Origin of the sequence: Sphingomonas pollutisoli (assembly GCF_029167165.1) — a bacterium.
In the GTDB taxonomy this organism is placed as follows: domain Bacteria; phylum Pseudomonadota; class Alphaproteobacteria; order Sphingomonadales; family Sphingomonadaceae; genus Sphingomonas; species Sphingomonas pollutisoli.
The window spans coordinates 124417-144983 of the sequence record NZ_JARFNJ010000004.1; the positions used below are offsets into that span (position 1 = coordinate 124417).

Below are 20567 nucleotides of genomic sequence, written 5' to 3' on the forward strand. Positions count from 1 at the left end.
CTCGTTCAAGGCGACGGATCGTACTTCTGACCCGCAAAGGAGCATTTCATGTCCGTCATCGACAAGCTGGTCGCCGCCGTAACGCCGCCCGAAAGCGAAGAGGCGCGGATCGAAGCGCGCAAGAAGGCGGAAGCCGTTGCCGCGCCGGGCACTTGGCTGGCCGAGATCCTGCAGCATCACCGCAAGATCGAAGCTCTGTTCGACGCGGTGAAGATCGCCGAAACCCCCGCCGGTCGCCAGCGTGCGCAAAAAGACCTCGCCCTGCTCCTGACCGCCCATTCGATCGCGGAAGAAGCGGCGGTCTATCCCGCGCTGGCGGCCGACAAGCAGGTCGGCCATGCCGAACTCGCCTATCAGGAGCAATCCGCGGCGAAGATGGAAATGGGGCTGCTCGAGCGGCTCGACCCGATGAGCCAGGACTATCTCGACAAGCTCGAACATATCCGTGGCGCGGTCACCCACCACATCTATTCGGAAGAGGGGACGTGGTTCCTGCAACTCGCCGAGGACGTCGGTCCCGCCGAGCAGGATCGGATCACCGCGCGCTACCGCGAGGAGTTCGATCGTTATACGAACGGCGCCGCCTGAGCGAGCGTGGGTCCGGGCGGGCGCCCGGACCTAATCGCTGCGCGTAGCTGACTTTTGTTCCCGAATGACAATGATGGAAAAATTGCCGCGACCGAGATATGAGCTCGATAAGCCCTTCTCTCGCGCAGGAACGAAACAGCCATGAAGATGCGTCCAGCGTTCCGTGTCGCCGCCGCGCTGTGTGTTTCGTTGCCCGCGGCGGCCTATGCGGATGACTCGAGCGACCTGCGCCAGAGCATCCTGCAAGGATGCGGCATCCCCGCATGGCAATTCGCCGTTCGCATCGAGAAGGGTGGCACCGTCACGCCGCAGATCTCGCCGACGATCACCGCCGACCAGAAGACGTGTGTGCGGAAGATGATCGACGACTATCGTCGCAACGGTGTCAGCTAAGCAGGCCGCCCATCGTGCGGTGTGTCAGAGCCAGCCGCGCACGCCGAACACCGCCGCCACCCCGCCACGGGCAATGCCGTCCGCGCGCGCATAGTCGGCGGTGATGCCGATTTTCCTGTCCCACGCCACACCGACATATGGCGCGAACTCGCGGCGGATTTCATACCGTAGCCGCAGGCCGAGTTCCGCCCTGGATAAACCTTCGCCGATGCGCTGCTCGGGGACGTTCTGCGCGGCGAGGTTGAGTTCGACGCGGGACTGCAGGGCGAGCCGCTGGGTGATCCGTTGATCGTACCACGCCTCGGCGCGGGCAAGCACATCACCCTTGTCGGACACGAACAGGGTGCCTTCCGTCTCGAACCAATATGGCGCCAGTCCTTCGATTCCGACCGACGCATAGATCCGGCGCACGCCGGCGCCGAGATCCTGCCGCACACCGGCCTGAAGATCATGATAGGGTCCGATCGCGCGCGAATAAAGCAGTTGCACCTCGGCGGCCTCCGCGACCCGGCCAAACCGTGCTTCCCCTTCGCTTTTCAAGACGAGGCGGTTGACGTCTCCGCCCCACCAACCCTCGCCATCCCACCGGAATCCCTCCTCGCCCCGCCGCACCTGGATTTCGGCGAGGTTGAACAGAATCTGGTGCAGCCGCATGCCGCCATGGTCGCGGTGCAACCGTTCACGGGCGGGCGCCATGGCTGCGGCGCCCCACACGGCATCGGCGGCATGGTCGGCCGGCGGGGGCGGCGCCGGTCGGAGCCGGTCGAGCGGAGGCGCGTCCGTTCCGACCTTTTCCGGCGGGGTCGACGGGGGTGCCGATCCACCGCCGGCACGCATGGCCGGCGATGATCCCGCATCGCCAGGCACCATCTGATGAGCTCCGTGAACGGGCACTGTCTGCGCCTGAGCGGGAACGGCGACCAATGCCGCCAAGCAAGCCAGCATCTTCATGCCGCCGCGGCCGGACGCACGCTCACCACCTGCATCATGCCGGCGTGCATATGGTAGAGCATGTGGCAGTGAAACGCCCAGTCGCCCACCGCGTCGGCGGTGAGATCGAAGGTCAGCATGCCGCCGGGCTGTACGTTCACCGTGTGTTTGCGCGGAGCGTGATCGCCATGTCCCGTCACCAGTTCGAAGAAGTGGCCGTGCAGGTGGATCGGGTGGTTCATCATCGTGTCGTTGATGAGCGTGATGCGTACCCGCTCGCCGGCCGTGAACGGAATGGGATCCTTCACTTCGCTAAGCTTTCTACCGTCGAACGCCCACATGTAGCGTTCCATATTCCCGGTGAGATGGATCTCCATCTTGCGAGATGGCGCGCGGCCGTCCGGGTTGCGGTCGGTCGCAATCAAATCGGTATAGACCAGCACCTTGCCACCGACGTCGGCAAGTCCCTGCCCCGGCTCACCGGTGCGGTCGGCGGGCATGGGAGATATCGTTTGTATGCCCGGCCCGAGCGGCAGCGCCGGCGCGTTTCGCCGGTCGCGCATTCCCATGTGCATTGAGGACATGTCGATCATGTCCGGGTCCATCGCGGCCATGTCCATGCCCATCTCCCGCATCGTCGCGAGCGGCCGGTGCCGCAGCGGCGGCGCGATTGCCGGCATGCCGGGCCGTGGCGCAAGCGTCCCGAAAGCCATTCCGGAACGATCGATCGCCTCCGCGACGAGCCCAAAGGCGCGCTCCTCGGACGGAACAACGATCACATCGTAGGTTTCGGCATTGGCAATCTGGAACTCGTCCACCTCCACGGGCCGTACTGGTAGCCCGTCGGCTGCGACCACCGACATTCGCAGCCCGGGAATGCGCACGTTGAAGATCGTCATGGCCGCCGCATTGACGAAGCGTAGCCGCACCCGCTCCCCCGGCCGGAACAACCCCGTCCAGCCATCCGCCGGCCCCCGGCCATTGATGAGATAGGTGTAGGTAGAACCCGTCACATCGGAGATGTCGGTCGGATCCATCCGCATCTTGCCCCATCGGCGACGCTCCGCCGGATCCTGGTCCCGGCCGGCGATCTGGCCCGCCAGCGTCTGCTTCTGGTAATTGAAATAGCCACCCTGCTGCTTCAGCCGTTCGAAGATCGTGTGCGGGTGCATCGGGCTGTGATCGGACAGCACTACGACATGCTCACGATCATAGGCGATCGGGTCGGCGCCAGCGGGATCGATCACGATCGGACCGTAATGCCCCATTTGCTCCTGCAACCCGGAGTGGCTGTGATACCAATAGGTGCCGGACTGGCGGATCGGAAATCGATAGGTGAAGCGGCTGCCCGCCTTGATGCCGGGGAAGCTGATGCCTGGCACGCCGTCCATCTGGAAGGGCAGCAACAACCCGTGCCAGTGGATGGACGTGTCCTCGTCCGGCAGATCATTGATGACGGTGAGGCGGACGTCCTGCCCTTCCTGCAAGCGGACGAGCGGACCGGGCACGGTGCCATTGACACCGATCGCGTGCATCTCGCGGCGGCCGATCCGCAACATCTGGTGCGCGATCCGAAGTTCGATGTTGGTTCCGTTCACGGTCGGCGGCGCGGCGGGAAGCCCTGGTGACACCGCCGCCGCCCAGCCGGGCCAGCATGCGGTCAGCGCGCCCGCGCTCCCGATCTTCAAGATATCTCTGCGCCGAATCGTCATGATGCCCTTTCCGTGCGATCCATACGCGCCGATATGGCTTATCCCTCACCAAGCAGGGCTGTGAGGCGCAAGCGCGCGCGGTACAGCCGGGTCTCGACCGCCTTTTCGCTGATCTTCAGCGCCGCCGCCGTCTCGGCCTGGCTCAATCCATTCACGGTGCGCAGCAGCAACGTCTCACGTAGCCGTTCGGGCAAACGCGCGATCGCGGCCCAGGCGCGTTCAAGCTCGATGCGCGCGCCCGCGGCGGCATCGGGCAGCGGCTCGTCGGCCGGTACCGTCTCCTCCTCGCCGCCGACCCCGAACCCGATGAACCGGCGCAGCGCGCGACGGCGATGCCAGTCGCGCGCGCGGTTGATCGCAATGCGCGCGAGCCAGGGCCGCAGCGGGCGCGACTGATCGAAACCAGCGAGGTGACGCCACGCGGTCGCAAAACAATCCTGCACTAAATCGAGCGCCTCCTCCGCATCGCCGACATGACCACGCACGACACGATACAGCGGATCGCGATGGCGACGCATGATCTCACGGAACGCGGCCTGCCTCCCGGCGATGGTGCGAGCGACCAGTTCCCCATCGTCCAACGCCGCAAGATCGCCGCGCGCCGCGTCGGCGTTCACCGCGCCGGATCGGTGAGCTTGTCCGCGATGGCCGCGTCGAAGCTCGCCGCCTGATCCGGCCGAAGCACCTGTCGCATCGCGAAGACATGCGCCAGGGTCTCGCGCTGAAGCGCGCCCATCGCCATGTGCGAGGCATTCACCGCCGCCGCCACGCGCGGACCATAGCCGTGCTCGGCCTTGATCGCCCATGCGAGCCGCGCGTTGTCCGAGCGCATCTCGGCCTCAAGCGCCTCGCGGCGCGCGGCATAGTGTCGCTCAAGCGCCTCGATCCGCGCGCCCTGCATGCGGTCGAGGTGGATGCGATCGTGGAGCAGCCGATGCAACGCCGCGCCCGGCGGAGCCGCCCCCGGCCAGACGAGCCGCCCTACCCCCACCCCGCCGATTGCGGCGACGAATGCCAGCGCCGTCGTCAGCACGAGCCATAGCCCACGGCTCATTCCACACCGCCCAGCAGCGTCGAGGGCGCCAGCGCGGTATTCACCAGAACGACGGACGGCTCGACACCGCGCCCGCCCGGAATGGCCGCGCCGGCGGCGCCCGTGATTGTCGCGACGGCGACCGCGACCAGCATGCCCCCTCGCGCCTGGCGGCTGGTACGGGCTGTCGCATCGATCCGGGAGAATACCCCGTTGTCGATCGTCTCCAAACCCGGATGGACGGGTGATCCGGCAAGCGCGCCCAAGGTGTCTTCAATCGTCATAGGCATCTCTCCTACGCGACCATACGCGTCACGCCATGCCACCCCTCAAGGATTTTACGAAAGCGGCGAGGGATGCGGCGAGGCCGCGCGTATTCCGCGGACCGGCACCGGTCCAGCAACGGAGAATCCCATGCGCCGCCTCATCCTCTCATCAGCCGCCGCAATGCTCATCGCCGCGCCCGCTTTCGCGCACCCCGACGTCGTTTCCAGCAACCCAGCCGCCGATGCCAGGGTGGCGCCGACCAACCGCGTGGAAATCACCTTCTCGGACAAACTGACCGCGCAGTCGGTCGGCGCCACGCTGGAGATGGTGGATATGCCGGGCATGAGAATGGCGGCGCCCATGAAGATGAAGGTGGCGACCAGCGTAAGCACCGACGGAACGACCCTCATCGCCACCACTTCCAAGCCATTGCCCAAGGGCACCTACAAGCTAACCTACCACGTCGCATCCGCCGATACACACGGGGTCGATGGAGATCTCGCTTTCACGGTTCAATAACCCACGTAGGACAAGCGTCTTCAAACGTCGTCCGTCACCGGCGCGTTATCTTCCTCGTGGACGCGGCGTCGGTGACAATCGATCGACGCGCGAACCCTTGGGGATCGGAACGTCGCAGTCACGATTGCGCGACATGTCGGCAGGTGATAGCAAATCCTTATAGGAAACCGAGTGTTCGTAAAAAGAAGGCCGCGCGATGTACGTCGGCTTTCCAAGAGGCATGAGGAGGGGGATGCATTGAGGGCTTCTGCCGCAGCAAGGATAATGCGTCCTTCGCGATTTGCCGTTCTGATCGCCGCCGCGATGTTCCTCCATGCGCCTGATGCGCGCGCCGACGCCCTTGCGGCGGTCGATCGCAACGGCAGCATCGTCGCGGTCGAAGGGTACGGGCCAAACATTGTGCGGATCACGGTCGCAGTCGATCGGACGCTCGCCACCGCCGCCCCCGGGCCGGGCATCACCGGGAAAACCGACGACGCCGGCTGGAAGCACACGACCGATGCCAGCGGCGACGTGTTCCGCTCGGCGGCGCTCTCCGTGACGGTCGCGGCGCAGCCCTGGCCCAAAGCACCGACGCAGATGGAGCGCTATTTCGCGCCGGCGTTGCCCCCGGTTTCGGTCACCATCGCTGGAGCGGATGGCCGCGCGATCACCCGCATGACCGGCTGGGAGATGGCGCCGCAAACCGTAAACGGCGAGCAGACCTTCCGCGTCGGCGCGAGCTTCACCGATACCGCCGACACCCACTATTACGGCCTCGGTCAGAATCAGGAGGGCGTGCTCGATTTGCGCGGCCGGACGATCGACTGCCGCCATTATTATGACGCGCCCGCGGGCGAACAGGTCTGCGTCCCGTTTCTCGTCACCAACAAGGGGTACGCGATCCTGTGGGACAATCCGGCGGCGACCACCGTCTCTCCCGGCCTCCACAACGCCACCCGCTTCCAGAGCCAGGTCGGCGAGCGCGTCTCGTTCTTCGTCATCACTGGCGCGACCACCGATGCGTTGTATGCCGGGTATCGCCGGCTGACCGGCGCCACGCCGCTGCCCCCGAAGGCTGCGTTCGGACTGATCCAGTCCAAGGCGCGCTATGAAAGCCAGGCCGAACTGATGAGCATCGCGCAAGGCTATCGCAAGCGCGGCTATCCGCTCGATGCGATGGTGCTCGACTGGTTCTACTGGACGCGGATGGGGCAGCTCGACATCGATCGCACCTACTTCCCCGATCCCAAGAGCATGAACGAGCAGCTTCATGCGATGGGTCTGCACTCGATCATCAGCGTGTGGCCCCGCTTCGAGCGGGAATCGCGATATTTCGACATGCTCGCGGCGAAGGGCTGGCTGCTCCACGACAAGGACGGCAAGGCCATCGACGGCCTCGCGGTGCGCGCCGACCGCGCCGGCGCGCTGCTCGATTCGACCAATCCGCAAGCGCGGGCGTGGTTCTGGGCGCGAATCCGCGACAACATCCTGAGCCAAGGCTTTGATTATACCTGGCTTGATGAGACCGAACCCGATCTCGTACCCGACGGCGCCTTTTATTCGATCGGGTCTGGCGACCGCTATCACAACCTGTTCCCGCTGCTCCATACATCCTCGGTCGCGGAAGGGTCGGCGGCGGATCGGCCGGACTTCCGCAACATGATCCTGTGCCGCGCCGCCTATACCGGTACGCAGGCAAACGGGTGCCTGTTCTGGTCGTCGGACGTGCAAGCGACGTGGGAAGCGCTGCGGCGGCAGGTGCCGACCGGGTTGGGCTTCACCGCCTCCGGCCTCGCCTATTGGGGATCGGACACGGGCGGCTGGCAGACCCCGAGCGGCCCGCCCGCGCCGCGCCCGGTGCTGGTCGATCCGGCCGGCGCGACCGCGATGTCGCCCGACTATCGCGATTATCCGGAGCTGTTCGTACGGTGGTTCGAGTATAACGCGCTCACACCGACATTGCGCATCCATGGCCAGCGCCCCGGCACCGCGATCTGGGAATATGGCACGGCGGCCGAGCCGATCCTCGCACAGTGGCTACGCCTGCGCTATTCGCTGATCCCGTACCTCTACGCGCTGGGCCGCGAGACGTATGAGAGCGGGGCGCCGTTCATGCGCGCGCTGTTCATGGACTTTCCCGCTGATGCCCAAGCGACGACAATCGGCGATGAATATATGCTGGGCCAGGCGCTGCTCGTCGCCCCCGTCACCGAACAAGGCGCGACCAGCCGCAAGGTCTATCTCCCCGGCGGCAGTGACTGGTACGACTGGTGGACCAACGCGAAGCTGACGGGCGGCCAGTGGATCGACGCTCCCGCCCCGATCGACCGCATCCCCGTGTTCGTCCGCGGCGGGTCGATCATCCCGATCGGCGCGCAGGTGCCAAGCACGGCGACACGCCAGATGCTGGAGAAGGTTCGGGTCTATCCGGGGCGCGATGCCAATGCCACGCTCTACGACGATGACGGTGTCTCCAACGCATATCGGGCACGTGGAGGGAAAAGCGCCGTGCTGCACTGGGACGAAGCGGAGCAACGGCTGACCGCATCGGGTGCATTGCCGACCGGGCAGGCGCTCGGCGGTCTCGTCGAGATCGCCACCGCGCGCAAATAACGCACAAGGCCGTACCCATGAAGGAGAGGATTTGATGGATCGCCGTGAATTCGTCGTGGGGAGCTTTGCGGCGGGAGCCGCCTTGACGGCCGCATCGAGCGGAGCCGCCGCGCCGAAACCGGCCCAACATGGCACCGACGCATCCGCCTTTCCGCCGGATTTCCTTTGGGGTTGCGCCACCGCAGCCTATCAGGTCGAAGGTGCCGTGAAGGAAGATGGGCGCGGGCTCACCAACTGGGACGTCTTCTCGCACACGCCCGGCAAGATCGTAAACAACGCGACGGGCGACGTCGCGAGCGACAGTTATCATCGCTACGGCGAGGACATCGCGCTGATGAAGGATCTCGGCGTGCGCGCCTACCGGATGTCGCTCGCCTGGTCGCGCATTTTCCCAGAGGGCAAGGGGCAGCCGAACCAGAAAGGCGTCGATCATTATAACCGCGTGATCGACGCGCTGCTCGCCGCCGGCATCGCCCCCTATGTGACGATGTTCCACTGGGATCTGCCACAGGCGCTCCCCGGTGGCTGGCAGAACCGTGACACCGCCAAAGCCTTCGCCGATTACGCCGGCTTCATGGCGGGCAAACTCTCCGACCGCGTTCACCATTTCATGACGGTCAACGAGGTGCGCAGCTTCTCAGACCTCGGCCATAAATCCGGCATCCACGCGCCGGGGCTGATGCTTCCGCCACGCGAACTCAATCAGGTGCGGCATCACGCGATCCTCGCGCACGGTCTCGGCGTCGGCGCGATCCGCGCGGCCGCGCGCGCCGGAACGCAGGTGGGCGTCGCCGACAACGCCACCTTCTTCGTGCCCGTGGTCGAAACGCCCGAGCATATCGCCGCGGCGCTGCGCGCGACGCGCCAGGAGAATGCGATGTTCCTCACCGCGATCATGGAGGGGCGCTACATGGACTCCTACCTCGCCGACGCCGGCGCCGGCGCGCCGGTGGTGCAGCCAGGCGACATGGCCGCGATCGGCAGTCCGCTCGATTTCCTCGCGATCAACGTCTACACCCCATTCTACGTCATGGCCGACGACACGCCCAGCGGCTATTCGGTGTTGCCGCGCTCGCTCCACTCGCCGCGCATGCCTTCACCCTGGCTCTATGTCAGCCCGGAGGTCGGCTATTGGTCGGTGCGGAGCGTCAGCGAGCTGTGGAAGCCCAAGGCGATCTTCGTCGCCGAAAACGGTTGCTCGGCGGACGACATGGTGACGCCCAACGGGCAAGTGCTCGATCCCGACCGGGTCATGTATCTGCGCAACTGCCTGACGCACTTCCGCCGCGCCACCGCCGAAGGCTATCCGCTCAAGGGCTATTTCGTGTGGAGCCTGCTCGACAATTTCGAATGGGCCGACGGCTATACCAACCGCTTCGGCATCCACTATGTCGATTTCGAAACGCAGAAGCGGACCCCGAAGCTGAGCGCGCATTGGTATAAGGAACTCATCCGCCGCAACGCGCTCGTGTGAACACTCGGGCGCCACGAACCCTAGCGATTATGTCGCGTCTCGCGCATCGTGATCTCCCCCTCTCCGCGAGCGCCGCGCTCGGGCGCCGTGTCTAACGACGGCGTCCGGTTCAGCCGCCGTCGGTGTTCCGTCGTCGCTGTTTAAGGGCAACGTCTTTGATTGACGAGCGTCTGCCGACGCCCGATCGGCCTGGTAGTGGTCCCCTGTGGCGGCCAGCGTTTCCCGGTCGAGCCGTATTGCAGACGAGGACACGGCGCTCCGGCGGCCCCTTCGAGCGGTTCGCCCGCTATCCTCCGGTTGGATTTGGAGTCCATTGGCTCTTAAGTTGGGCGGCAATGTATCTTCCCGCGTTCCACGGAGACAGCCATGACCGACACCATCCTCACCAAGCTCAAGGCGGACGGCTGGCTGCGCGAGATGAACGCGATCGGGGGCGAATGGCGGAGCGCCGACAGCGGCCGAACGGAAGAGGTCACCGACCCGGCGACGGGCACCGTGATCGGAACCATCCCCTGGGCCGGCGCAGCGGAGACGAACGCGGCGATCGCCGCCGCGCAGGCGGCGTTCAAGCCTTGGTCGATGACACTGGCCGCCGAGCGGGCGGCCGCGCTCCACCGGATGGCGGCGATCATCCGGGACCACGCCGAACTGCTCGCGTCGATGCTGACGCTGGAGCAGGGAAAGCCCCTCGCAGAAGCGCGCGCCGAGATCCTGCTCGGGAGCCAATATGTCCAGTGGTTCGCCGAAGAAGCTCGGCGCATCGATGGCACGATCATCCCCTCGCCTTGGCGGGGTCGGCAAATCCTGGCGACGCGCGAGGCCGTCGGGGTGGTCGCGGCGATTTCGCCCTGGAATTTCCCGTTCTCGATGCTTTCTCGCAAAATCGCCCCAGCCTTGGCGGCGGGTTGCACCGTTGTCGTCAAGCCGTCCGAATTCACCCCCTATTGCGGGCTGCTGTGGGCGGTCCTGGCTGAGAAGGCAGGCATCCCCGCCGGTGTCATCAATGTCGTGACGGGCGACGCCGGCGCGATCGGCGGCGCGCTGACCGCCAGCCCGCTGGTGCGCAAATTGACCTTCACCGGCTCGACCCGCGTCGGGAAGATTCTTTACGAGCAATCGGGCGCGACGATGAAGAAGCTCTCGATGGAACTCGGCGGCAATGCCCCTTTCCTTGTCTTCGACGACGCCGATCTGGAGAAAGCCGTCGAGGGCGCGATCGCCTCGAAATACCGCAACAGCGGCCAGACCTGCGTTTGCACCAACCGCTTCTATGTTCAGGACGGCATCTACGAAGTGTTCGCCGAGCGGCTTACCGAGCGGGTGAAGGCGCTCAAGGTCGGAAACGGCTTCGACCCTGATGTTCAGCAAGGTCCGCTCATCAACGATGCAGCCGTGAAGAAGGTCTCGGCGCATGTCGAGGACGCAGTGGCGAAGGGCGGCGTGGTGCTTACCGGCGGCAGCCCGCACGCCCTCGGCGGCACCTTCTACGAGCCGACGGTGATCCGCGACGCAAACCAGGACATGCTCGTCGCACGCGAGGAGACGTTCGGCCCGGTGGCGGCGTTGTTCCGCTTCACGCATGAACAGGACGGCATCGACGCCGCCAACGCCACCGAATTCGGTCTGGCGGCCTATTTCTATACGCGCGACCTTTCGCGCACCTTCCGCGTCGCGCGCGCGTTGGAGGCTGGCATGGTCGGGATCAACGAAGGGATCATCACCAGCGAAGTGGCGCCGTTCGGCGGCGTGAAGGACAGCGGCATCGGCCGCGAAGGGTCGAGCTTCGGCATCGACGAGTTCCTGCACGTCAAATACCTTTGCGTCGGTGGGCTATGATGCGCCTGCGGTCTGCTGCGGAGGCGCCCGTCCCCGGCGCATGGCGATGATCGGCGTACCGCCTGTCAATCGAGCAACCGCCATGTCGCGCGAAAGAAGATATGTCGGACAAGTTAGCCGTTGCCGTTCGAGGCTCCGGTTGCAATAACCACGCGGAATGAGATCGTCCGCAGAGTCGATCACGACATCGAAGTATTGGGGAGGTTCGGAATGAAACGCATGGCCGCCGCGCTGCTGATCGCCAGTGCCGCTATAAGTCCAGCACTGGCGCAGACCGCCGCCGCGCCCGTAGCCGAGGACTTCAAGCCATCGTCGCTCAATCAGCCGGGGCAGCAATACCCCCAGGTGAATTCGCAGGGGTATGCACGGTTTCGGATCATCGCACCCGATGCGAAGGCGGTAAAGGTCAGCCTCGGTCTAGGGGGGCGCGGCGGCACGGTCTTGACCAAGGCCAGCGACGGCACATGGATCGGGACTTCGGAAGGCCCGCTGGACGAGGGATTTCACTATTATCATCTGACCATCGACGGCGGCACGTTCAACGATCCGGGCGCTCTCAACTTTTATGGCTCCACGCGCTGGGAGAGCGGGATCGAGATACCCGCGCACGACGCGGACTTCTATGCGCTCAAGGATGTCCCGCACGGGCACGTCGAGCAGGTTCTGTTTCCGTCCCCGAGTACGGGTACGCAGCGTCGCGCCTTCGTCTACACGCCCCCCGGCTATGAAAAGAACCCGCAGACCCGCTACCCGGTACTCTATCTTCAGCACGGCTGGGGTGAGGACGAGACCGCATGGGCGAACCAGGGCCATGCCAATCTCATCATGGACAATCTGATCGCCGAAGGGAAATCGCGGCCGTTCATCATCGTGATGACCTATGGAATGACGAACGACATCAAGCCCGGCAGCCCCGGCGGTCTCGCCAGCTTCGATATCCGCCCCTTCCAGACGGTGCTGCTCGACGAACTCATCCCCTACATCGACCGCAGCTATCGGACATCTGCCGACGCCAGCCACCGGGCGATGGCGGGCTTGTCGATGGGAGGCTTCGAAACCAAGCTGATCGCGCCGAAGAACCTCGACACGTTCGGCTATATCGGCCTGCTGAGCGGGGGCACCTTCGGGATCGACGACGTTAACGCGACGCCAGGTTTCAAGGACAAGGTGAAGCTTGTCTTCGTCAGCTTCGGCAGCCGTGAACTGGACGGGGGCCGCGCGGCCGCACCCGGCGGCGGCCCCCGTCCCGATCCGCGCGCGAACGCGGCCGCGCTGAAGGCGGCCGGCATCAACAGCGCCTTCTACGTCTCTCCCGGCATAGCGCACGAATTCCTCACCTGGCGCCGAAGCCTGCGCGAGATGGCACCGCTGCTCTTCCGGAACTGACATCTCGCCACACGTATAACATCTTGATCGGGGCCCGCTGGAGAAGACATGCGCACCATCATCCTCGCAACCTCGGTTCTTTCCGTTTCGGCACCCGCCGTCGCGCAGGCGGATCGTCCTCGTGTCGTGATCGACACGGGTGCCCTCGTCGGCCGGAGCGACGATGGAGTCCTATCCTTCAAGGGCATACCGTTCGCGGCTCCCCCCGTGGGCGCGCTGCGCTGGCGGGCGCCCCAACCTCCCGCCAAATGGTCTGGGGAACGCGACGCAGGCCAATATGGCCATGATTGCATGCAACTTCCCTTTCCGAGCGACGCCGCTCCGCTGGGCACCGCCCCGGCGGAGGACTGCCTGTACGCGAACGTGTGGAGACCCGCGCACGCCAGCGCCAAACTGCCCGTGATGGTGTGGATTTACGGCGGCGGCTTCGTGAACGGTGGCTCATCTCCGCCCACCTATTCGGGCGCCGAACTTGCGAAGCGCGGCATTATGGTCGTCAGCTTCAACTATCGCCTTGGTCGGTTCGGCACATTCGCTCATCCACAACTCACCGCGGCCAATCCGGACAACGGCCTGTTGGCCAACTATGGGTATATGGATCAGTTGGCGGCGCTGCGGTGGGTCCGCCGCAACATCGCGGCCTTCGGCGGCGATCCTGCCGATGTGACGATCATCGGCGAAAGCGCTGGTGGAATGTCGGTTCACGCCCTCATCACATCTCCGCTTGCAACCGGCCTTTTTCACAGGGCCGTGATCGAATCGGGCGGCCCGAGCGCGGAGCCCGGCACCACTCTCGCCACAGCGGAGGGGATCGGGGTCGCGTTCGCCAAGTCCAAAGGTATCGAAGCAAACGATCCGCGAGCCCTGGCGAAACTTCGCGCGCTGCCCGCCGATCAGGTAGTCGATGGCTTGAACCTCGCCACCATGGCCACGCCGCCTGGTCAGCCCAGAACCTTCACCGGCCCGATCGCGGACGGTCGAATCGCGGTGGATACGATTGCTGCCTACCAGAACGGCCGGTTCAGCAAGGTGCCCGTCCTGCTCGGGGCGACTAGCGACGATATCGGCGGCCCTGCCGGCTATATGATTACCGGTGCCCGCAAGATGGCCGCGCTATTCGCTTCCAACGGAATACCAACCTACTATTATCGGTTCTCCTACGTCGCCAACGCGGCCCAGACTGCGAGCGGGCAAGGTGCCAAACATGCGACGGATATTCCGTTCTTTTTCGACACCGCATCCATAAAATATGGCGACCAGACCACCGATACCGATCGCGCCGCATCACGGACGATAAGCAACTATCTGGTCAACTTCGTGAAGCGCGGCGATCCCAACGGAGATGCATTGGCAGCCTGGCCCCGCTATTCGACCGGCCGAGCATCCATGCTTACCTTCGATATCGATAGCGTCGCGCGGCTAACGCCAGATGCGCTTCCTTAAGGCGGTAGAGCCGGTCAGGGGCATGCGCCAAAGTTGGAAGCATGCCTTTAGCTGCGCAGACGGATGATGTCGCCCACTGAAGGAGACACGCGCGAGCGGTCAGTCACCGAACCGCTGGAGCCAAAGGCGTAGCGGCCACGCGCCGGCCAAGCTCCGAATCGTGAATCCGCTTCTCGCGATGTGGAGATTGTTGGTTTGCGCACCGGCGAACACGCGCAGTACGTTAGCTTCAGATCCGTACGACCTAACCAACAGGAAGTTTGAGAAATGGTGGAGCCGAGGGGGATCGAACCCCTGACCTTTCGCATGCCATGCGAACGCTCTCCCAGCTGAGCTACGGCCCCATTTCTCTCGGGCCGTTTGGCCCTCGGGAGGCGACGCCACTAGCCGGGCGTCGCTGGCTTGGCAAGCGGCGAAATCGCCGCCTGCCGCCATTTTTTCAAATCAATGTTCTTCGTCTTCGGTTGGAGCTTCCACGCCGAGATCATCATCGCCGCCGAGGTCGACCTCGTCGTCGGGGGACGGCTCTTCGTCTTCGCCGATATCCAGCGCCTCGTCGTCACCGGCGAGATCGTCATCCTTCTTCAATGCCTCGGGCTTGGGCGAATCGAATGGCAGCGGCTGCTTCGACTTCAGGATCGGCTCCGGCTCCCACGTCGACCCGCATTCGATGCAGGTAACGGGATCGTCCTTGCCGAGATCATAGAAACGCGTTGCGCACTTCGGACACGATCGCTTCGTGCCCCATTCCGGCTTAATCATATGCCGTTTGGACCTTTCAAACTTCGGATAACCCTGGGGGTGAACCCCGTCAAAGTGGCGCGCGCCTTGCCATAGCGCAAGGGCGCTGTCAAAAGCCCGGGCCCGATGCCCCATGCCAATCCCACCCCCCGCGAAATCCACGCCTCCGGCCCGCTGCGCGGTCGCGTTGCCGTGCCCGGTGACAAATCGATCAGCCACCGCGCGCTGATGTTCTCCGCGCTCGCGGTCGGCGAAAGCCGGGTCGAGGGGCTGCTCGAGGGCGAAGACGTGCTCGCTACCGCCGCCGCGCTCCGCGCCATGGGCGCCGAGATAGAACGCGGCGCGGACGGTATCTGGCGAATCCACGGCGTCGGCGTCGGCGGACTGCTCCAGCCGCAGGGTGCGCTGGAGATGGGCAACTCGGGCACCTCGACACGACTGCTGATGGGGCTGATCGCCAGCCACGCGATCACCGCCGCCTTCACCGGCGACGCCTCGCTGACCAAGCGCCCAATGGGGCGCGTGATCGAGCCGCTGTCGCGGATGGGCGCGAGCTTCACCGCCTATCCGGGCGGGCGGCTGCCGCTGATCCTGCGCGGCATCAACCCAGCGGTACCGATCGACTACACGCTGCCGGTCGCCTCGGCGCAGGTGAAGTCGGCGGTGCTGCTGGCGGGGCTCAACACCCCCGGCACCACCCGCGTGATCGAGCCGATCGCGACGCGCGATCATAGCGAGCGGATGCTGCGCGGCTTCGGCGCGACCGTGGAGGTGGAGCAGACGCCGCAAGGGCGCATCATCGCCATCAGCGGCGAGGCCGAATTGAAGCCGCAACAGATCGTCGTGCCGGGCGATCCGTCGTCCGCGGCGTTCCTGGTCGTCGCGGCGACGATCGTGCACGGATCGGACGTGGTGGTCGAGAATGTCGGCCTCAACCCAGCCCGCGCCGGCATCTTCACCGCGCTCAGGATGATGGGCGCCGACATCACCGAAGTGAACCCGCGCGAGGTCGGTGGCGAGCCGGTCGCGGATCTGCGCGTCCGTCACGCGCAGCTAAAAGCGATCGAAGTGCCCGCCGAGCTCGCACCGAGCATGATTGACGAATATCCAATCCTGTTCGTCGCCGCTGCTTTCGCCGAGGGGCGCACCGTCGCACGCGGCGCGCACGAACTGCGCGTCAAGGAATCGGACCGGATCGCGGCGATGGCGGCCGCGCTAAATGCGTGCGGGGTCGCAACACACGAATATGAGGACGGCTTGGCTGTACAGGGCAATGGCGGCGAAGCGATCGCCGGCGGCGGCACCGTCGCCACCCAGCTCGATCACCGGATCGCGATGAGCATGGCGGTCGCCGGGCTCAACACACGCACCCCGCTCACGCTCGATGATTCCGCACCGATCGCGACCAGCTACCCGATCTTTTTCGAATCGCTGGACAGACTGCGCGGCGCCAACGCGGGGGTGGCGGCATGATCATCGCCGTCGATGGCCCTGCCGCCTCGGGAAAAGGCACGATCGCTCGCGCGCTCGCCAGCCATTATCGTCTCCCGTATCTCGACACCGGGCTGCTATACCGGGCGGTCGCGGCCAACGTCGCGCGGCTCGACCTTGATCCCACGATCGAGGCAGATGCTGTCGCCGCGACCGACTTCGACGAGTCCTTGCTCGACGATCCGGCATTGCGCGACGATGATACCGGCAAACGTGCGTCGATCGTCTCGGCGCATCCGCTGGTGCGCGCGGCCTTGTTCCACCGCCAGCGCCGTTTCGCCAACCAGCCCGGCGGCGCGGTGCTCGACGGCCGCGACATCGGCACGGTGATCGCACCCGAGGCCGACGCCAAATTGTTCGTCAAGGCGACCCCGACGATCCGCGCGCGCCGCCGCCATTCCGAACTGCGCGAACGCGGCTCGAACGTGAGCATGGACAAGGTGCTCGCCGACATCCGCGCGCGCGACCAGCGCGATTCGATGCGCAGCAGCGCACCGCTCCTCGCGGCAAACGATGCCGCATTGCTCGACACCAGCTTTCTGTCGATCGAAGCGGCGCTGAAGCGCGCGATCGAGTTGGTAGAGCGGCAGGTGAAGCTGAAAGCGGAAAACCGGCGCGGCTGACCACGCGCGGTCACCAGGCCGGCTAACTCTGTCCCCGATCGAGCGTGTCGCTCGGGCTACGCGCATCACCTTCCTTCTGATGCTCGGTTGAGAGGTTCGGCGCAGGCTGGGTTTCCGTCGCGGCATTGTCGGCGGTCTTCTTCTCGCCCGGCTTGGTCGAGAGGTTGGGGCGCGGCTGCGTTTCGGTGTGCGTATCGTCTGGCATGCGGTTGCTCCTTGCCATGACTCAACGAGCCGCACCTGAGCGCCGTTCCCCCTTTGCTTTCTGCACGGGGGCGATACACTGCGCGCGGCTGTCGAGGAGGGTTTGATGGGCGTGACCGGCGTGGGCGGAATCTTCTTCCGCGCCGATGATCCCGACGCGTTGCGGCATTGGTATCGCACGCATCTCGGGGTCGGCGGTGAGGGCTATGAGCCTTGGCCGCAGAGCGCCGGGCCTACGCTGTTTATGCCCTTCGCCACGAACACGGATATGTGGCCGCGCGAAAAGCCGTGGATGCTCAACTTCCGCGTCGATGATCTCGACGCGTTGCTGGCCACGCTGCGCGGGGCGGATATCGCCATCGAACTCGACCCCGCGTGGGACACCCCGGAGACGGGTCGCTTCGCCCGCATCCATGATCCCGAAGGCAATCCGATCGAGCTTTGGCAGCCGCCCGCGGAATAGGTTCCGGTCTGGCGTCGCCTTGCGTCGAGAGCGACCGCGCGCTATAGATTGGCGGTCCAGCGGGCAGGCGCTCGTGGAGGAAGGCGCGGAGGTTTATCTTCTTGCGCCTGTTCGGCTTGGTCGAGCACTCCTTCGCTTCGCTCATCCGCGCGGATGCTGCGGCGGCATGAGGCTGTCGCGGCGTATCGGCTAGAAGACCGCCGGAGACAACCGGCCGGCCGGAAACGTTAAGACCAGGAACCGACTCCTTTATGGCCACTATGGCATCCCCCACGCGCGACGATTTCGCAGCCCTTCTCGAACAGACGCTCGGCGGCGCCGACAGCTTCGAAGGCCGCGTCGTCAAGGGCACCGTCACCGGCATCGAGAATGATCTCGCCGTGATCGACGTGGGCCTCAAGTCCGAAGGCCGCGTGCCGCTGCGCGAATTCGCCGCCCCCGGCCAGAAGGCCGATCTCAAGGTTGGCGACGAAGTCGAAGTCTATGTCGATCGCGTCGAGAACGTCCACGGCGAAGCGATGCTGTCGCGCGACCGCGCGCGCCGCGAAGCCGCATGGGACACGCTCGAAACCGAATTCGCCAAGACCGCGCGCGTCGAGGGCGTCATCTTCGGCCGCGTCAAGGGCGGCTTTACGGTCGATCTCAACGGCGCCGTCGCGTTCCTGCCCGGCTCGCAGGTCGATATCCGTCCGGTGCGCGATGTCACTCCGCTGATGGACATCCCCCAGCCCTTCCAGATCCTCAAGATGGACCGCAAGCGCGGCAACATCGTCGTGTCGCGTCGCGCGATCCTCGAAGAGACCCGCGCCGAGCAGCGTTCGGGCCTGATCCTCAGCCTCGCCGAGGGTCAGATCATCGACGGCGTCGTCAAGAACATCACCGATTACGGTGCGTTCGTCGACCTGGGCGGCATCGACGGCCTGCTCCACGTCACCGATCTCAGCTACAAGCGCGTCGGCCATCCGAGCGAGGTTCTCAACATTGGCGATACCGTCAAGGTTCAGATCATCCGCATCAACAAGGACACGCAGCGCATCTCGCTCGGCATGAAGCAGCTCGAGAGCGATCCGTGGGATGGTGCATCGGCCAAGTATCCGGTCGGCGCGAAGCTCACCGGCCGCGTCACGAACATCACCGAATATGGTGCGTTCGTCGAGCTGGAAGCGGGCATCGAGGGCCTCGTCCACGTGTCCGAAATGTCGTGGACCAAGAAGAACGTGCATCCGGGCAAGATTGTCTCGACTTCGCAGGAAGTCGATGTCGTCGTGCTCGAGGTCGATCCCGACAAGCGCCGCATTTCGCTCGGCCTCAAGCAGGCACAGGCCAATCCGTGGGAGGCGTTCCTCGAAGCGCATCCGATCGGCTCGACCGTCGAGGGTGAAGTCAAGAACGCGACCGAATTCGGCCTGTTCATCGGCCTCGACAACGACGTCGATGGCATGGTCCACATGTCGGACATCGCCTGGGGCGTGTCGGGCGAAGACGCGCTCAACCTCCACCGCAAGGGCGAGGTCGTCCAGGCCGTCGTTCTCGACATCGACGCCGAGAAGGAGCGTATCTCGCTCGGCATGAAGCAGCTTGAGCGTGGCGCGCCGTCGGGTGCACCGGCAGCGGGCGGCGGTTCGGGTTCGGGGCTGAACAAGAACGCGGTCGTCACCGTCACGGTTCTCGAAGTCCGCGACGCGGGCCTCGAGGTTCAGGTCGGCGACGATGGCGCGACCGGCTTCATCAAGCGCACCGATCTCGGCCGTGACCGCGACGAGCAGCGTCCGGAGCGGTTCCAGGTCGGTCAGAAGTTCGACGCGATGGTGACCGGCTTTGATCGTTCGAAGAAGCCGACCTTCTCGGTCAAGGCGATGCAGATCTCCGAAGAGAAGCAGGCCGTGGCGCAGTACGGTTCGTCCGACTCGGGCGCGTCGCTTGGCGACATCCTCGGCGAGGCGCTCAAGGCGCGCAACGAGAAGCGCTGATCTGAACGTGGTGGGTCGTCGGCGATGCCGGCGGCCCACCTTGCTTTGCCGGTTGCACCGGAATGGCCCTTTCGGCCTTATTTACGTTTACACCTCTCGCACATTGATCTACGTCTAGTTTTAAATCACGCATCTCTCATGGGAGACTGTGGTATGATCGTGGATGTATTTTAATCGGGAGCTTACAGCGCAATGATCCGATCGGAACTGGTCCAGTTGCTGGCCGAGCAGAATCCCGATCTGGCGCCGCGCGATATCGAGGCGATCGTCTCGACGTTTTTCGATGAAATCTCAAAGCGTTTGGCAAGCGGCGGACGCGTCGAGCTGCGTGGCTTCGGCGCCTTTTCAACGCGTGCGCGCGACGCTCGGACCGGCCGCAATCCCCGCACCGGCGAATTGGTCGATGTCACGGCGAAGCGGGTTCCGTATTTCAAACCGGGCAAGGAAATGCGCCTTCGCCTCAACGTATGAGTCGCCCGCGCAGATCGCGCTTGGCTGATCCAGACTTGCCGTTTATGCACCCCCTGATGATGCGGGCGTGGCGAAATCGGTAGACGCACCGGACTTAGACAACTTGAGTGCTCACGGGGAAACCCGCGAAGTAGAACTGCTCAAATTCGGGGAACCCTGTAAAATGGCGATCCCGAGCCAAGCCCGTCATTCCGACGGGAAGGTGTAGAGACTAGACGGGCAGCACCTGCGCCCCGCTTGATCGAGCGGGGCATGGTGAAGGGATAGTCCAGACCACAAACGCTTGTCCGGCGCTCTGGGCAAGTGGCGGCGAAAGCCGTAGCGGTACGAAAATCCGTCGGGCCGCGAGGCCCTTGGGGGTTCAAGTCCCCCCGCCCGCACCATTTCTCCCCGAGGCCCGCATTCGCGTCACCGGCGACCGATTGCAC

General features: G+C 64.9%; 20 protein-coding genes and 1 tRNA gene. 13 read left to right on the top strand and 8 right to left on the bottom strand.

Annotated features, from left to right (window positions below):
- Window positions 1-48 precede the first annotated feature (48 nt).
- Together PX554_RS09845 and PX554_RS09850 are read left to right on the top strand one after the other, a co-directional pair.
- Window positions 49-588: a hemerythrin domain-containing protein gene (locus PX554_RS09845; protein WP_093219328.1), complete on the top strand. Its 540-nt coding sequence runs from the start codon at window positions 49-51 to the stop codon at window positions 586-588.
- 141 nt (window positions 589-729) lie between these two features.
- Window positions 730-981: a hypothetical protein gene (locus tag PX554_RS09850; RefSeq protein ID WP_275501202.1), complete on the top strand. Its 252-nt coding sequence runs from the start codon at window positions 730-732 to the stop codon at window positions 979-981.
- Window positions 982-1005: 24 nt separating this feature from the next.
- Here the strand turns inward: PX554_RS09850 and PX554_RS09855 are convergent, their stop codons facing one another.
- The 5 genes from PX554_RS09855 to PX554_RS09875 all read right to left on the bottom strand — a co-directional run bounded on the left by PX554_RS09855 (window position 1006) and on the right by PX554_RS09875 (window position 4940).
- On the bottom strand, window positions 1006-1851 hold the full coding sequence (locus PX554_RS09855) for a copper resistance protein B (protein ID WP_338061581.1): 846 nt from the start codon (window positions 1849-1851) through the stop codon (window positions 1006-1008).
- A gap of 77 nt (window positions 1852-1928) precedes the next feature.
- Window positions 1929-3623 carry a copper resistance system multicopper oxidase gene (locus tag PX554_RS09860; protein WP_275501203.1) on the bottom strand — a complete coding sequence of 565 codons (1695 nt, stop codon included), beginning with the start codon at window positions 3621-3623 and terminating at the stop codon, window positions 1929-1931.
- Window positions 3624-3661: 38 nt separating this feature from the next.
- On the bottom strand, window positions 3662-4240 hold the full coding sequence (locus tag PX554_RS09865; protein WP_275501204.1) for an RNA polymerase sigma factor: 579 nt from the start codon (window positions 4238-4240) through the stop codon (window positions 3662-3664).
- Window positions 4237-4677 (bottom strand): periplasmic heavy metal sensor, encoded by a 441-nt coding sequence (locus PX554_RS09870; protein WP_275501205.1) that lies wholly within the window; start codon window positions 4675-4677, stop codon window positions 4237-4239. The genes PX554_RS09865 and PX554_RS09870 overlap by 4 nt, the downstream gene beginning before the upstream one ends.
- On the bottom strand, window positions 4674-4940 hold the full coding sequence (locus PX554_RS09875; protein WP_275501207.1) for a hypothetical protein: 267 nt from the start codon (window positions 4938-4940) through the stop codon (window positions 4674-4676). The genes PX554_RS09870 and PX554_RS09875 overlap by 4 nt, the downstream gene beginning before the upstream one ends.
- A gap of 130 nt (window positions 4941-5070) precedes the next feature.
- On the opposite strand from PX554_RS09875, the gene PX554_RS09880 reads away from it, so the two are divergent.
- From PX554_RS09880 to PX554_RS09905, 6 genes are all read left to right on the top strand, one after another.
- Window positions 5071-5442: a copper resistance protein CopC gene (locus PX554_RS09880; RefSeq protein ID WP_275501208.1), complete on the top strand. Its 372-nt coding sequence runs from the start codon at window positions 5071-5073 to the stop codon at window positions 5440-5442.
- Window positions 5443-5745: 303 nt separating this feature from the next.
- Entirely contained in the window at window positions 5746-8037 is a 2292-nt protein-coding gene (locus tag PX554_RS09885; RefSeq protein ID WP_275501954.1) for a glycoside hydrolase family 31 protein, read from the top strand.
- A 34-nt stretch (window positions 8038-8071) separates the two neighbouring features.
- Window positions 8072-9511: a GH1 family beta-glucosidase gene (locus PX554_RS09890; protein WP_093219348.1), complete on the top strand. Its 1440-nt coding sequence runs from the start codon at window positions 8072-8074 to the stop codon at window positions 9509-9511.
- Window positions 9512-9877: 366 nt separating this feature from the next.
- Window positions 9878-11347 carry an NAD-dependent succinate-semialdehyde dehydrogenase gene (locus PX554_RS09895; protein WP_275501212.1) on the top strand — a complete coding sequence of 490 codons (1470 nt, stop codon included), beginning with the start codon at window positions 9878-9880 and terminating at the stop codon, window positions 11345-11347.
- Window positions 11348-11566: 219 nt separating this feature from the next.
- Window positions 11567-12733, top strand: a complete 1167-nt coding sequence (locus tag PX554_RS09900; protein WP_275501214.1) for an alpha/beta hydrolase-fold protein — start codon at window positions 11567-11569, stop codon at window positions 12731-12733.
- 48 nt (window positions 12734-12781) lie between these two features.
- Window positions 12782-14176, top strand: a complete 1395-nt coding sequence (locus PX554_RS09905; RefSeq protein WP_275501216.1) for a carboxylesterase/lipase family protein — start codon at window positions 12782-12784, stop codon at window positions 14174-14176.
- Between the two features lie 268 nt (window positions 14177-14444).
- Here the strand turns inward: PX554_RS09905 and PX554_RS09910 are convergent.
- Together PX554_RS09910 and PX554_RS09915 are read right to left on the bottom strand one after the other, a co-directional pair.
- Window positions 14445-14520, bottom strand: a tRNA-Ala gene (locus PX554_RS09910).
- A gap of 100 nt (window positions 14521-14620) precedes the next feature.
- The gene (locus PX554_RS09915) at window positions 14621-14938 is read right to left on the bottom strand and encodes a TIGR02300 family protein (protein ID WP_069205552.1); all 318 of its coding nucleotides are present in this window, start codon (window positions 14936-14938) and stop codon (window positions 14621-14623) included.
- A 105-nt stretch (window positions 14939-15043) separates the two neighbouring features.
- Between PX554_RS09915 and aroA the strand changes: the two genes are divergently transcribed.
- Together aroA and cmk are read left to right on the top strand one after the other, a co-directional pair.
- Window positions 15044-16390 (top strand): 3-phosphoshikimate 1-carboxyvinyltransferase, encoded by a 1347-nt coding sequence (gene aroA, locus PX554_RS09920; RefSeq protein ID WP_275501218.1) that lies wholly within the window; start codon window positions 15044-15046, stop codon window positions 16388-16390.
- Entirely contained in the window at window positions 16387-17031 is a 645-nt protein-coding gene (gene cmk / locus PX554_RS09925; protein WP_275501219.1) for a (d)CMP kinase, read from the top strand. Before aroA ends, cmk begins: the two co-directional genes overlap by 4 nt.
- Window positions 17032-17053: 22 nt before the next feature.
- On the opposite strand, the gene PX554_RS09930 is transcribed toward cmk, so the two are convergent.
- Window positions 17054-17236 (bottom strand): hypothetical protein, encoded by a 183-nt coding sequence (locus PX554_RS09930; RefSeq protein ID WP_275501220.1) that lies wholly within the window; start codon window positions 17234-17236, stop codon window positions 17054-17056.
- Between the two features lie 105 nt (window positions 17237-17341).
- Between PX554_RS09930 and PX554_RS09935 the strand changes: the two genes are divergently transcribed.
- The 3 genes from PX554_RS09935 (at window position 17342) to PX554_RS09945 (ending at window position 20139) form a co-directional block, all read left to right on the top strand.
- On the top strand, window positions 17342-17698 hold the full coding sequence (locus PX554_RS09935) for a VOC family protein (RefSeq protein WP_275501221.1): 357 nt from the start codon (window positions 17342-17344) through the stop codon (window positions 17696-17698).
- Between the two features lie 251 nt (window positions 17699-17949).
- Complete coding sequence (gene rpsA, locus PX554_RS09940; protein WP_275501222.1) at window positions 17950-19668, top strand: 30S ribosomal protein S1; 1719 nt, start codon at window positions 17950-17952, stop codon at window positions 19666-19668.
- Between the two features lie 192 nt (window positions 19669-19860).
- Window positions 19861-20139 carry an integration host factor subunit beta gene (locus tag PX554_RS09945; protein WP_093219369.1) on the top strand — a complete coding sequence of 93 codons (279 nt, stop codon included), beginning with the start codon at window positions 19861-19863 and terminating at the stop codon, window positions 20137-20139.
- Window positions 20140-20567: the final 428 nt, after the last annotated feature.